The organism is Psychrobacter proteolyticus, assembly GCF_038155145.1.
Taxonomy (GTDB): domain Bacteria; phylum Pseudomonadota; class Gammaproteobacteria; order Pseudomonadales; family Moraxellaceae; genus Psychrobacter; species Psychrobacter proteolyticus_B.
In genome coordinates this window covers 98947-111970 of record NZ_JBAKAY010000003.1, presented here as the reverse complement: position 1 = coordinate 111970, position 13024 = coordinate 98947, and the positions used below count along the sequence as shown (strand labels likewise).

Below are 13024 nucleotides of genomic sequence, written 5' to 3'. Positions count from 1 at the left end.
TTATGTCTGAATTAAAAAAGTCGCTAGGGGTGTTCGATATCATTGCACTGGCATTCGGTGCAATGGTCGGTTGGGGCTGGGTTGTACTGGCAGGTAGTTGGATCATCTCGGCAGGTATATGGGGCGCAATTAGCGCCTTTTTGATAGGTGGTCTGGTAGTTGTATTGATTGGTGTGACGTATGCTGAACTTGCGGCTTCTATGCCAATTACTGGCGGTGAGCATACCTATACCCACCGAGCACTAGGGGTCAATGTCTCATTTATTTGCTCATGGAGTATTTTGTTCGGTTACTTCTCAGTCGTCGCGTTCGAGGCCGTGGCGCTGCCCACCGTCGTCGAATATATTATTCCCAATTATAGCCAAGGGTATCTTTGGAATGTTGCTGGCTGGGATGTTTACGCCACTTGGGTAGGCGTCGGGATGCTCGGTTCAGTGATTGTTACTTGGCTGAACATACGCGGTATGGAAGTCAGTGCGTGGTTCCAAAAAACAGCAGTCGTCGGTATCTTTCTAGTTGGTATATTACTATTCGTGGGGGCGTTACTGTTCAGTCCTGAAACCTCTAATACCGTACAAGCGCCTAACTTTATTGGTGGTATGGGTGGCATCATGACGGTGATGGTAATGGTACCGTTCTTGTTCGTTGGCTTCGATGTCATTCCCCAAGCTGCAGAAGAAATCAATCTATCTCGTCCGAACATTGGTAAGTTTTTGATTGTCTCTATTATTATTGCGGTGCTTTGGTATGTAGCAGTCGCTTGGAGTGTGGGCAAGACTTTACCGCTATTACAAGCGCAAGACTCAACATTGGCAACGGCTGATGCGATGACTAATGCTTGGAATGGTAAATGGGCTGGTACGTTACTGGTTATTGGCGGTGTGCTAGGTATTTTATCAAGCTGGAATGCGTTTCTTATCGGTGGTAGTCGTCTGCTATATGCTATGGGCAAAACGCACATGTTGCCGCAGTTTTTGTGCAAACTGCATCCGAAATATAATACGCCCGTCAATGCGATTTTATTAATCGGTGGTCTCGCGACACTTGCGCCATTATTTGGTCGCAAAATGCTGGTATGGATTGTAGATGCTGGCGGGTTCGGTATTGTTATTGCTTATACTTGTGTGGCTCTTTCATTCTTAGTGCTGCGTTACCGTGAGCCTGATATGGTACGTCCGTTTAGAGTACCAGCAGGTAAATTGGTTGGTATTATCACTATTATCCTCAGTCTTGGTATGTTAGCACTATATCTACCAGGTATGCCATCAGCACTTGTCGCTATTGAGTGGTGGATTTTCCTTGGCTGGATCGTACTTGGTGGGGTATTGTACGGTTATGCTACGATGAAGAATCCTGGTAAGAGTAAAGATATTATGGATCATGAGCTGCGTGAGCTAAAAACGGCTAACCAGCAATGGTTAAAAGAAAATCCATATAAAAAGTAGACTTACTTAAATTACCTTTGCATAAAAAAGCCTAACGTCAAACGTTAGGCTTTTTTTATTTAACTAAGGTTTTAATCTATTAAGACTTATCACGGATAAGTTTATAATTTAAGAACTCGGTGATGCCAAGAGTGCCAAGCTCACGGCCAAAGCCTGAACGTTTAACACCGCCAAATGGCGTATTGGCCTCAGAACCAGAAGGCGCATTGATAGTGACCATACCCACTTCTAATTTGTCAGCGATTTCAGCAGCCAGTGCCGCATCTTGCGTTTGAATAGATGCACCCAGACCGAAAGGCACGTCGTTGGCAATCTTGATAGCATGGTCGATGTCATTTGCTTTGTAGACGACCGCCACAGGGCCAAACAGCTCCTCACGATACACATCCATGGATTCAGTCACATCTGTCAGTACCGCAGGCTTAAACCAAGCACCAGGCTTGTCTTTGTCCATGCCGCCTTCTACCAATACTGTCGCCCCTGCTTGGATAGCACTGTCTAACTGCGCTTGCAAGTTGACCGCAGCAGCTTTTGATGACATTGGACCAATGAACGTATCTTCTTTAAGCGGGTCGGCCAAAGTCATGTTACTGACCGCATTGGTAAAGCCTTCGACGAATTTGTCATAGACTGATTCGATGACGATCAAACGCTTGGCTGCGTTACAGGCTTGTCCAGTATTACCAAAACGACCAGAGATAGCGCCTTGTATCGCTTGCTCGATATCGGCATCGGCTGCGACGATAAAGGCATCTGAACCGCCTAATTCTAAAACGACCTTTTTGAGTGCACCGCCAGCTTCTTTTGCTACCGCTTGTCCCGCGCGTTCAGAACCTGTTAGCGAGATACCTTGTACGCGTGTGTCATTGATGATGGTCGCTGATTGCTCATTGGTTGCAAAGATATTGTTATAAACGCCCTCAGGTACGCCTGCATCTTTAAAAATATCGACGATAACTTCTGCGGTGTTTGGACACTGCGGTGCGTGTTTTAGAATAATTGTGTTACCTGCCATAAAGTTTGGCGCGACAAAACGGGCTACTTGGTAATGTGGATAGTTCCACGGCATGATACCTAGTAGCGCGCCTACAGGGTGTTTTTCTACCGACGCTGACCCTGAGTCTACATCAATGGTGCTTGGCGCTAGTAGCTGCTCAGCGTTGTCTGCATAGTAGCGATAGATATCAGCCACCAGACCAATTTCGCCTTTTGCTTGGGCAACAGGTTTGCCCATCTCGTTGGCGACGATGCGTGATAGCTCGTCTTGACGCTCAAGATAGATATCAGCGATTTTATGCAGTAGTGCACTGCGCTCATTTAATGGCACTTTACGCCAATCTTGATAAGCAGTGTCGGCTTGCTCAATGACTTGTTGGATATCTTGTTCAGTGGCGGTAGGGTAAGTGGCTTCTACTTCACCAGTGGCTGGGTTATTAACTTGATAATCGCTCATATTATGTCCTTTATTTTAAAATATTATTGGATTCAAAATCCATTTGGGTCTATATTTTTATTCGGGTGCTTTTAATTAAAGCTTTTGATTAATGCTTTTAGTTATTGCCTTTGATCGATGGTTTTGGTTGTTGCTGCGTAATACAGTGAATATTACCGCCACCAAAAACAATCTCTCTTGTTTGTACTCCCACTACCTGATGCTGAGGAAAGACTTTTTCAAGCTGCTCGATGGCGAGTACATCATTTATATCATCATATTGCGGTACGATGACCGCGTCATTACAAATCAAAAAATTAGCATATGAGGCGATACAGACATCACCCGTTACGCGGGGTTTGGCGTCATCAGACTGTACAATGTCATAATCATCAGGCAAGGTCACTGGCTGCTGGGTACAGCACAGCTTATGGACTGTTAGACGTCTGCCTTTTGCGTCAATCATATTTGAGAGCTGCTTATAGGCTTTTTGCGTTGCTTCATAGAATGGATTTTCAGGATCATCAGTGAATAAGCAAACCACTTCACCAGGGCGCGCAAAGCAAGCGATATCATCGATATGACCTGTAGTCTCATCAGGATCGATACCATCATCAATCCAAAGCACTTTTTGGACATTGAGATAGGCTTTTAGCTTGTCCTCGATTTGCTGCTCGCTCAGATGAGGATTGCGCCCCGGGCTTAGCAGGCACATACGCGTGGTCAGAACCGTGCCTTCACCATCGACATGAAACGCGCCGCCTTCCATGACAAAGTCATCCGTTCGATAACGCGGAATATCTAGCTGCTCACACAAGCGTTCTGCAAGTTTATCATCGTCATCCCATGGCGAATAGAGGCCATCATAGTCTCCGCCCCACGCATTGAATGTCCAATCACAAGCGCGTAGCTCGCCTGCGTCATTGATTAAAAATGTCGGCACGGTATCACGCGCCCATGCATCGTTGCTAGGCATAGAGGTAACATCGATATCATCAGGTAAGCTATCGCGGCACTGTTGATAATCGTCAGGATTGACCAGTACGCCAACTTCACAAAACTCGTTAATTGCCAATGCAACATCAGCATAAGCTTTCTTGGCAGGGACCGCTTGTTGTCGCCAGTTATCAGCACGGTATGGCCAGACCATCCATACCTTTTGTATTGGCTCAAACTCTGCTGGCATATAAAAGCCATCTTGCTGCGGGGTTGAGTCTGTCAGTAATATAGACATAAAATCACCTTATCGTACACGAGCGACCATAAAAATAGTGAGAGTAAACTAAAGAAACGGAAATCAAATTAACCGTGAGTCAGCAGCGTGCCATACATCGAGGGACGACGGTCACGGAACACACCCCATTGCTGGCGATCGATAGCCAGTTGATCTAAGTCAAAGGTAGTGCTAATCACTTCGCTAGTATCTGTTGAGGCTTCTTTTATGATGTCGCCGCGGCCGTCGGTAATGAATGAGCTACCATAAAACTGCATCGTGCTGTCATTGCCATTTTGGCTGATGGTTTCTGTGCCAATGCGATTGGCTGCAATAACTGGCATCAGGTTGGCGGCGGAATGGCCTTGCATACAGCGCTGCCAATGGCCTTTTGAGTCGATACCGAGTGTTGGCTCATCACCAATGGCAGTCGGGTAAAACAGCAACTCGGCACCCATCAATGCCATGCTACGAGCGCATTCAGGGAACCATTGATCCCAGCAGATACCGACACCAATCTTAGCGTACTTGGTTTGCCAAACCTTAAATCCTGTATCACCAGGGGTAAAGTAGAACTTCTCGGCATAAGGAATACCATCTGGTATGTGCGTTTTGCGATAAGTACCCAGTATCTCGCCATCGGCATCAATCACAGTGATGCTATTAAAGAATGTATTGCCTGATTTCTCATAAAAACTAATCGGTAGTACCACTTCTAACTCTTTCGCTAGTTGTTTGAAGTGATTGATAGCTGCATTATCTTCGACTGAAGTTGCCAGTTTAAAATAATCGAAGTCATGAACTTGGCAGAAGTAGGGCGTCTCAAACAATTCTTGTAGCAAGATAATATTGGCACCATCGTTGGCCGCTTTTCTGACCAAGTCAGTCGCGGTCGCGATGTTTTGCTGGATGTCCCAGCCGCATGTCATTTGCGTGGTCGCCACAGTAACGTTTCGCATGATCTCAATCCTTTTATTGATAGATAAGTAATACTATAGGTAAATGATGACTCGTATTTGCTAACGAACAATTTCTTATCATTCGTTAGTGTATAGCGACAATAGTTAAGCTCATATTGGTTAAGTTTTATCGGCTTAAGCCATCATATAGCCCAATCCTAAGAAGGTCACGACGGACAGTCCTGCACCTAACATCGCATACGGGAACTGGGTAAAGGCATGCTGCATGGGTGAGCAGCCAGCACCTTGCGCGGCAAGTAATGATGAATCACTAAAGAAACACGCATGACTACCGAATGATGAGGCTGATAACAAGGCGCCAATCATAAGTGGTGTGCTCACGCCAAGGGCGAGCGATATTGGGAACACGATAGGCATCGCCAACACGTATAGACCCCAGCTTGATGAAGTGGCAAAGGTCAAGAAGGCCATGACCGCAAAGATAACCGCAGGGAAGATAATAATGGTCATATAAGGCGTGATAGCTTCAATCACATACATAGTCATACCAAGCTCATCGTTGATTGCTTTTAAGAAAAAGCCACCAATAACGGTTGAGAGTGGATAGAGCATGACTTTAAAGCCTTTAAAGATAGCTTCAACTTGTGTCTCAAAGCTTAGGATACCTTGCATCCAGTAGACAACGACAGTCACAAAACAGGTCAATAGGGCCCCGCGTAACAGGTCGATTTCAAAGTAAACGGTTGAGACAATCAATAGAATCATCGGAAAAGCAAAGTTAGCGATGTTGGCTTTGAATGACAGCTTGCGTTTGGCTTTGACGTTTGAAATTAGTTGTTCTTCGACAAACGCTTCAGGAACAGGGTTACCAGCCTTGGCGCGTTTCTCTGCTTTTTTCATCGGACCCCAATCGCCCAATATGCCATAAGCAACCAAGAATACAATAAGTAAGGCAAACCAAGCATAGACCATATAAGGGATAGCGCTGATATAAAGTCCAATGCCTTCGCCGTCTGCTGCTACGCCGTTTTCTTCTAGTAGACCTGCAAAGTAAACGGCCCACGTAGAGATAGGCACGATGATACACATAGGGGCAGCGGTCGAATCGACGATATAGGCGAGCTTTTCACGAGAGACGTTATAGACGTCAGTGAGTTTTTTAACGGAAGTTGATACGGCAAGACAGTTTAAATAATCATCGATAAAGACCACAACGCCCAAAGCAAAAGTGGCCAACAATGACTGACGACGCGACTTGATGATTTTCTGTAGCCATTCACTAAAACCATCTAGGCAGCCACTGATTTCAAGGAGCTGAATTAACCCGCCCATCAGACCACAGACGAGGACAATCCAAATGATGGTCTCGTTGCCCAAGACCATCGACATATTGTCTGCAAAGGGGGAAACCAAATCAAAGGGGTTGAGCATCACAAGGCCAGCGACGCAGCCTGCAATCATAGATTCAAACGGTCGCCTAGAGACAATGGCGGTGACTAATACTAATAATGTGGGTAATAAAGATAAAGCACCCCAAGATTCATCTGGTCCACGGCTCATGGATAGCCAAGCAAAGGCCAGATAGATGACGACGGCTACTATTACGGTGAGAAAGACTCGCTTGTTATGATAGTGCCCTTCGACAGCATCATTGAGTTTCATGTTCATACTTACGCTCCCTGTAGAACCTCATTTTTTAAAACAAACTCTATTCGGTGGTTGATGCTCGATAGCCAGTAGCGAATCAACTTTCTATCGAGCTTCCTATCACAGCAATCCATTACTGTGATAGGTCAAGGCAACAGTAGTTTTTATGATAAAAGCGTTGTCTATGTCGACCGCTTTTATGCACGGTTGGTCATGTATTTACATGCCGGTGGTGTCTTTTAGTGCATACCACCATGAGCCCATGACAGAGTAAGGCACGCGTAGAGCCCTGCCACCTGGGAATGGAATCCAAGGTATATGTGCAAAGGTGTCAAACTCTTTGGTTTTGCCATTGATGGCATCAGCCAAGATTTGTCCGAACAGATGAGAGCCTGTTACACCGTGTCCACTATAGCCGTGGGCGAAATATACGCGCTCATGCAGTTTGCCCATTTGCGGTACACGAGAGAAAGACAGGGCAAAATTACCACTCCACGCGTAGTCGATTTTCACATCGCGCAACTCTGGGAAAATCTTATTCATATTGGGTCTGATTTTGGCGGTGATATCAGCAGGATCTTGACCGCCATACACCGTACCGCCGCCAAACAACATGCGTTTGTCTGCTGAAAGGCGATAGTAGTCAAGAATGTAGCGCACATCTTCGACACAGACATCAGTAGGGAGCAGTTGGTCGGCCAAATCACCCAATGGTTCGGTCGCGATAATCTGCGTCGACACTGGCATCACGCGATCAGTCAGCTTAGGAATGACTTTATTGAGATAAGCGTTACCGCATAGAACGGCTTGCTTACAGGTCACCGTGCCAAACTCAGTAATGACTTTGATAGAATCGTCAGCGTATTCAATATCTACCACTAAGGTGTTTTCATAAATCGTACCGCCATTTTTTTCGATAGCCGCCGCTTCACCCAATGCAAGGTTCAATGGGTGGAAATGTCCACCAGAGTGGTCAATAACACCGCCCACATAAGCATCTGACTTGATATGCTCTTGAATGCCATTTTTGTCTAGCATTTCTCGGTCGTGCATACCGTGGCTTTCCCACAGTGCATGCGTCTCTTGTAAGTCTTTCAGCTGTCCGTTATTCAATGCTGCAAAGATATTTTTTTCTTTCAGATCGCAGCTGATATCGTAGTCACTGACAAACCGGCGAATGATTTTGCCACCGCGAGTCACTAATTGACCGACGAAATCTGCGCTTTGTTGCCCGTAAGATTTTTTGATTTTTTGCAGGCTGGCATTTAGTCCATTGACGATTTGACCGCCGTTACGACCTGATGCGCCCCAACCAATCTGTGCGCCTTCAAGCACAACGACTTCATGATCTGTTTCGACAAGATGTAGGGCAGTTGATAAGCCGCTATAACCACCACCGACCACGCAGATTTCTACTTGAATATCGTTTTTAAGCGTTGGTCTGTCAGGCTTAGGGTTGCGGCTGGCTGCATAATAGCTATCAGGGTATTGACCCTTATCTGAGTAATGCGGGATATTGCGCGTGTTGTTAGAAGGTGGGTTTTGGTTCGTTGCCATATTGCTACTTTGGTTGCCATTTGACATATCAAACATCCTGTAAATAGGTGAGGTATTCAAGGTTGGTCACTTGCTGAGCAAAACGTTTGGCCTCTTGCTTTTTGACCGCAATCAATAGCTCAATCATCTCGCTTGGAAATAGTGAGTCAACCACATCGCTGCTCTCAAATTGACGAATGGCTGAGAGCCAGTCCAACGGTAAGGTTTTTAGTTCTGCTGCATCATAAGTAATGCTATTAATCGGCTCAGGTGCTTCAAGCTTGTTTTCGATACCATACAGCATACCGGCCAATACTGCGCTACAAACGAGATAAGGATTGGCATCTGCGCCAGATACACGGTGTTCGATACGGCGTGCTTTGGTGTCACCGCCAGGGATACGTACAGCTGCGGTGCGGTTTTCATAACCCCATGACACGTTGTTTGGCGCCAATGTACCAGGGGTAAAGCGGCGATAAGAGTTGACATGCGGTGCAAACAATAAGGTGCAATCTGACATGGTCTTAAGCAGGCCAGCAACGGCATGACGCAACATATCTGAGCCTTCATCTGATCCATCATCGAATACGTTGTTGCCATCTTTATCTAATAAGCTGCAATGCACATGAAAGCCATTACCAGACTGTAGGCCAAAAGGTTTTGCCATAAAGGTGGCGGTAAGCTTGCGACGAGCTGCCACGGCTTTGACCACTTGTTTAAACAAAATCGCGTCGTCAGCGGCTTTTAATGGGTCATCGACGTGTAATAAGTTGATCTCAAACTGACCACAACCATTTTCAGCCAGTGCCGCATCCACAGGGATATCGAGCTTTTCACACTGCGCGTACACTTCGTCTAAAAATTCATCGAATTGTAATAGGTCATTGATACTTAAGATGGATGTTTTATTTAGTCTTAGACCGCTCTTGGGGCGGATAGGTGGCTTGGGTGTCTCTCCCTCGGTATAGTCAACTAAATAAAACTCTAGTTCGGTTGCCATCACTGGCGTCAGTCCCAGTGCTTTGAACTTTTTGCTAATGTAGTCCAAAACGTGGCGGGCATCACCGTAGTAAGGTTCATTGTCTTCGGTATATAACCAAATAGGTAGTAGCGATGAAGGGGCACTGGTATTGAGAAGCGGATAAGCAGCACGACCAGTTGGACGGGCAATGGCATCGATATCACCATTGCACTGCGAAGACTCGATGACATCAGCGCCCCATATATCGACACCTAAGATTGACAGAGGTAATCGGATTGCACCGTTTTCTGCTTTTTCCATTTGATCAAAAGGGATGCGCTTACCACGAAGTAAGCCATTGATATCTCCTGCGGCAACATAGACGTACTCTGTGCTGTTTGCAGATTTGACCATTCCATTGGTTGTCATCATGTCTGTTCTTCCTATGAATTTGTAGAATTACTGGGTTTGTTACTGCTACTACGTTTTGGCTGTGGTGTCTAAATTCTCTGCTAGTGGCATTTATAACGAACACTTAATAAATGAGTATTTGATAAATGACGGGTTGAATATGAGGTGTTTGTACTACTGCTAAATTTTTTATCAATGATATTAGTGACTTATAGGCTGTGCTCTTAGGCGTTTTTATTCAGTCTAAAAGTTAAACTATGTTGGTTATCATTGCTGCTGACTTTTAATATATGGATGAAAACTATAATTGTCAATTTTTATTTAAAATTATCTTAAAATAACTCGAATTCGGGTTTTTAGTATAAATATCGATATTAATGAAGTTTATAGTTTACATTTTACGAGGCGTTGTGTTAAATTTTAGCTAAATAAGGGATTAGACAACATAGACAGCCTAGGTCTAGTTGTTATAACGAGGGAAAATGAGATGAAAAATTCCAGACCTATTATTGCTATTGTGTCTTGTCATAAGATGGTTGACGGACAGCCAGCACAGGCGGTATATCAAAAATATATCGATGCAGTAAGTTTTTATGGTGGGAATCCTATACTGCTGCCAAACACAGCTGCTGACAGCGAAAACTTCGATGCGCTGCTCGAAATAGCAGATGGAATCTTATTGACTGGTAGTTATAGCAATGTCGCCCCAACTCGTTATGGCGCGACACATACCGAAGCCAAACAAGATCTAGGCCGTGATGAGCTGAGCTTCAAATTATTGGCTTATGCAGACGAAAAAAACATTCCGCTGTTTGCAGTTTGCCGAGGTTTGCAAGAGATGAATGTTCATTTTGGGGGCACGCTATATCCTGATTGGCGTGATATTGGTGAGTTTTATGAGCAGCATTTAGAAGACAATACCCAGCCGCTTGAGGTGCAGTATCAGCCCATACATGACGTCATCATTCAACCTCAAGGAAGGCTGGCAGCATTTGGTGAAAAGTGGCACGTCAACTCATTGCACAAGCAAGCCATCAATAAAGTAGGCGAGCGTTTATTCGTCGAAGCGTTAGCGCCTGATGGTCTGGTAGAGGCTATCAGCTTGTTACAACATCCATTTATGATTGGTGTACAATGGCATCCTGAGTTAAATTATGCGCAAGATAGCTTGTCCAAATTTCTATTCACGGAATTTATTCACCATGCCAGAGAACCACAAACCGAGTAGCACGACTAAAAGTAAGGCAGAAACTGCTGTCACTGATAGTGATAACATTGAAAACGATGTTGATAGTGTCGATGACAAAGATGTAGCTGATATTAATATTGAAATAGATGATATCGACGATGATGAACTGAATGATTCTGAAGCAGCGTCGACTTCTGAAGCAGATGAGTCGTTGAAAGAAGACATTGGTAAAAAGATTAACCAGCTGCGTCTAGCAAAAGGTTACTCGCAACGTAAATTGGCAAAACTGTCAGGGTTGACAAACACGTCTATCAGCTCGATTGAGCGCAATAAGGTCAGTCCAGCGGTCAATACGTTAAAGGCGATTTTGACAGTGTTGGGTTCTGATCTGACCACTTTCTTTAGTGACGAGTGGAAAGAGCCAAAGGCTAGAGTAATCGTAACGCCAAAAGATCTATTAGAGCTTAATGAACCCAATAGTAAAGTGTCGCTAAAGCAGGTCTATAACTGTAGCAGGACAAGAAACTTGGGGTTCTTAATCGAGACCTATCAGCCAAATAGTTCAACAGAGGAAAAAATCGCTCACGAAGGTGAAGAGATTGGTACGGTCATCGAGGGTAAGATTATTATCCGTATCGAAGACAGTACCTATTTACTAAATCAAGGCGATAGCTATGTGATTGATACCATTCAGCCGCATACTTTTATTAATCCTACCGATAGCATCACCCGTATTATAAGTGCCCATACACCGACGACTTATTAAACCTAAGCTAAATTTCGTTAGGTTTGATATTGCCCAGTGATGATTGAACAAAAAAGGCTACTTCCATTTTAGAAGTAGCCTTTTTTTGATTATAAAATTACGTAACGAATGAAACGCTTAGCTTATAGCTGTTGATTGTTTTCTGCTGTTTCTGTCGTATCTACCGTATCGACATTATCCGTTGCCTTCGATTTTTCTTTGGTTAGCTTTATTTTTGGATTTTTAGCAACAGGTTCGATATTTTTTACAGCGACATTTAGGGCAGGTTTAGATGCTTTTTTCAGACTGCGTTTGATGCGTCGAACTGCGATAGCATCTGCTTCGGCTTGTTCTTCGGCAAGCGCCGCATCATGTAAGCTTTGATAGACTTCAAGCGTCTTTTCAATCATCTCACGCATGGTGAATTTGTTGGTCATTTCAGGACGCGTGACACTTTCTAGCTGGTTTCTAACCGCTTTGCAAAGCGCATTGGCATTGTATTTTTTAACCAAGCCTTGCGGGTAGAGCGGTTGTAAAATCTCGCTAAAGGCAGCTTGATCCCAACCAATGACTGGCGTACCTAGATGTATGGCTTGTAGGGCATTGATACCGATTGACTCGGGTTCATTAGCAAGTGCCATGACAATATTGGCCGCCGATAGCCATTCCCGCATATCATTACGCTTGCTACCCACATAGGTAATGCGCTCAGCCAGTCCCAAGCTATTGGTACGTTGGCGAAAATCTTCATGAGCGACATCGCCGTCTTTATAGTCTTCATCCATAATAATGACGTGAAGATTTGGGAACTGCTCTTGCAGGTTACCTAAGATATCTATCAGCCATTCTTGCCCATACTCGTTACCGATGACGGTTGGGAATACGAGCCATTTTTTGTGCTCAAGCTCAGGGTACTCGGCAAAGGTATGACGTAACCAATAAACCGAAGGGTTATGACGATAAGGGTAGCGCCGAGTATCGATACCACGATAGATACGCGTGATGACTTTAGGATCTACGTCTTCGATGCGCAGTCCTTTTTTTAAGTATTGCGTGACACTATCAGATACGGTGATTATCGTATCAACATTGAGTAGAGCCTGAGAGTACTTATTAATAGGATAAAACCCATACATGGTCGAGACCAGTTTGGGAAAACGCCTGACGCGTGCGCGGCGCAATGCCAAATGCAATATCCATGCAGGGGTACGCGAATGTACATGAATGACATCGGGTTCGTACTTTTCTATCAAATGCCGCAGTGCAGAGACTTGCAATAGCGATAGCCAGGACTTTTTATTCACGTGTAGCTGATGGTATATATTGCCATCACGTTTGAGACGTCTAACCAAGTCATTGTCTTCATCGGCACTAGAGACAATGATAGAGGTATGCTCATTTTTGACCAATGCCCGCCCAAGATGAAAAATGCCGCGCTCGGATTCATCATGCTTTAGAGACGACAGTAAGCGCATAACTTTCATAATAGCGTTGGTCACCAGTTAGTAATATCAATTTGCTATTG

The 13024-nt window shown here is 44.7% G+C and carries 10 protein-coding genes; 3 read left to right on the top strand and 7 right to left on the bottom strand.

Going from position 1 to position 13024, the window contains the following annotated elements; genetic code table 11:
* Positions 1-2 precede the first annotated feature (2 nt).
* A complete protein-coding gene (locus tag V6252_RS04810) occupies positions 3-1445 on the top strand; it encodes an APC family permease (protein ID WP_101205684.1) in 1443 nt (480 codons plus the stop codon).
* A gap of 79 nt (positions 1446-1524) precedes the next feature.
* Here V6252_RS04810 and V6252_RS04805 read toward each other — a convergent pair whose 3' ends face one another.
* The 6 genes from V6252_RS04805 to V6252_RS04780 form a co-directional block, all read right to left on the bottom strand.
* Positions 1525-2898: an NAD-dependent succinate-semialdehyde dehydrogenase gene (locus tag V6252_RS04805; protein ID WP_341609542.1), complete on the bottom strand. Its 1374-nt coding sequence runs from the start codon at positions 2896-2898 to the stop codon at positions 1525-1527.
* Positions 2899-2995: 97 nt separating this feature from the next.
* Complete coding sequence (aguA, locus tag V6252_RS04800) at positions 2996-4111, bottom strand: agmatine deiminase (protein WP_341609541.1); 1116 nt, start codon at positions 4109-4111, stop codon at positions 2996-2998.
* Between the two features lie 68 nt (positions 4112-4179).
* Positions 4180-5049 carry an N-carbamoylputrescine amidase gene (gene aguB, locus V6252_RS04795; protein WP_425355852.1) on the bottom strand — a complete coding sequence of 290 codons (870 nt, stop codon included), beginning with the start codon at positions 5047-5049 and terminating at the stop codon, positions 4180-4182.
* Positions 5050-5184: 135 nt separating this feature from the next.
* The gene (locus tag V6252_RS04790) at positions 5185-6678 is read right to left on the bottom strand and encodes a Na+/H+ antiporter NhaC family protein (protein WP_341609539.1); all 1494 of its coding nucleotides are present in this window, start codon (positions 6676-6678) and stop codon (positions 5185-5187) included.
* Between the two features lie 198 nt (positions 6679-6876).
* The gene (locus V6252_RS04785) at positions 6877-8241 is read right to left on the bottom strand and encodes an FAD-binding oxidoreductase (RefSeq protein ID WP_341609538.1); all 1365 of its coding nucleotides are present in this window, start codon (positions 8239-8241) and stop codon (positions 6877-6879) included.
* A gap of 1 nt (position 8242) precedes the next feature.
* Positions 8243-9586, bottom strand: a complete 1344-nt coding sequence (locus tag V6252_RS04780) for a glutamine synthetase family protein (protein WP_341609537.1) — start codon at positions 9584-9586, stop codon at positions 8243-8245.
* 466 nt (positions 9587-10052) lie between these two features.
* Here V6252_RS04780 and V6252_RS04775 point away from each other — a divergent pair, with 466 nt between their 5' ends.
* Positions 10053-10793 carry a gamma-glutamyl-gamma-aminobutyrate hydrolase family protein gene (locus tag V6252_RS04775; protein ID WP_341609535.1) on the top strand — a complete coding sequence of 247 codons (741 nt, stop codon included), beginning with the start codon at positions 10053-10055 and terminating at the stop codon, positions 10791-10793.
* On the top strand, positions 10768-11520 hold the full coding sequence (locus V6252_RS04770) for a cupin domain-containing protein (RefSeq protein WP_341609534.1): 753 nt from the start codon (positions 10768-10770) through the stop codon (positions 11518-11520). Before V6252_RS04775 ends, V6252_RS04770 begins: the two co-directional genes overlap by 26 nt.
* 122 nt (positions 11521-11642) lie before the next feature.
* On the opposite strand, the gene V6252_RS04765 is transcribed toward V6252_RS04770, so the two are convergent.
* Entirely contained in the window at positions 11643-12983 is a 1341-nt protein-coding gene (locus V6252_RS04765; protein ID WP_341609532.1) for a glycosyltransferase family 4 protein, read from the bottom strand.
* Positions 12984-13024: the final 41 nt, after the last annotated feature.

Coding starts and splice junctions, on each gene's coding strand:
- V6252_RS04810 (WP_101205684.1), top strand. CDS start 3: ATGTCTGAATTAAAAAAGTCGCTAGGGGTGTTCGATATCATTGCACTG.
- V6252_RS04805 (WP_341609542.1), bottom strand. CDS start 2,898: ATGAGCGATTATCAAGTTAATAACCCAGCCACTGGTGAAGTAGAAGCC.
- aguA (WP_341609541.1), bottom strand. CDS start 4,111: ATGTCTATATTACTGACAGACTCAACCCCGCAGCAAGATGGCTTTTAT.
- aguB (WP_425355852.1), bottom strand. CDS start 5,049: ATGCGAAACGTTACTGTGGCGACCACGCAAATGACATGCGGCTGGGAC.
- V6252_RS04790 (WP_341609539.1), bottom strand. CDS start 6,678: ATGAACATGAAACTCAATGATGCTGTCGAAGGGCACTATCATAACAAG.
- V6252_RS04785 (WP_341609538.1), bottom strand. CDS start 8,241: ATGTCAAATGGCAACCAAAGTAGCAATATGGCAACGAACCAAAACCCA.
- V6252_RS04780 (WP_341609537.1), bottom strand. CDS start 9,586: ATGATGACAACCAATGGAATGGTCAAATCTGCAAACAGCACAGAGTAC.
- V6252_RS04775 (WP_341609535.1), top strand. CDS start 10,053: ATGAAAAATTCCAGACCTATTATTGCTATTGTGTCTTGTCATAAGATG.
- V6252_RS04770 (WP_341609534.1), top strand. CDS start 10,768: ATGCCAGAGAACCACAAACCGAGTAGCACGACTAAAAGTAAGGCAGAA.
- V6252_RS04765 (WP_341609532.1), bottom strand. CDS start 12,983: ATGAAAGTTATGCGCTTACTGTCGTCTCTAAAGCATGATGAATCCGAG.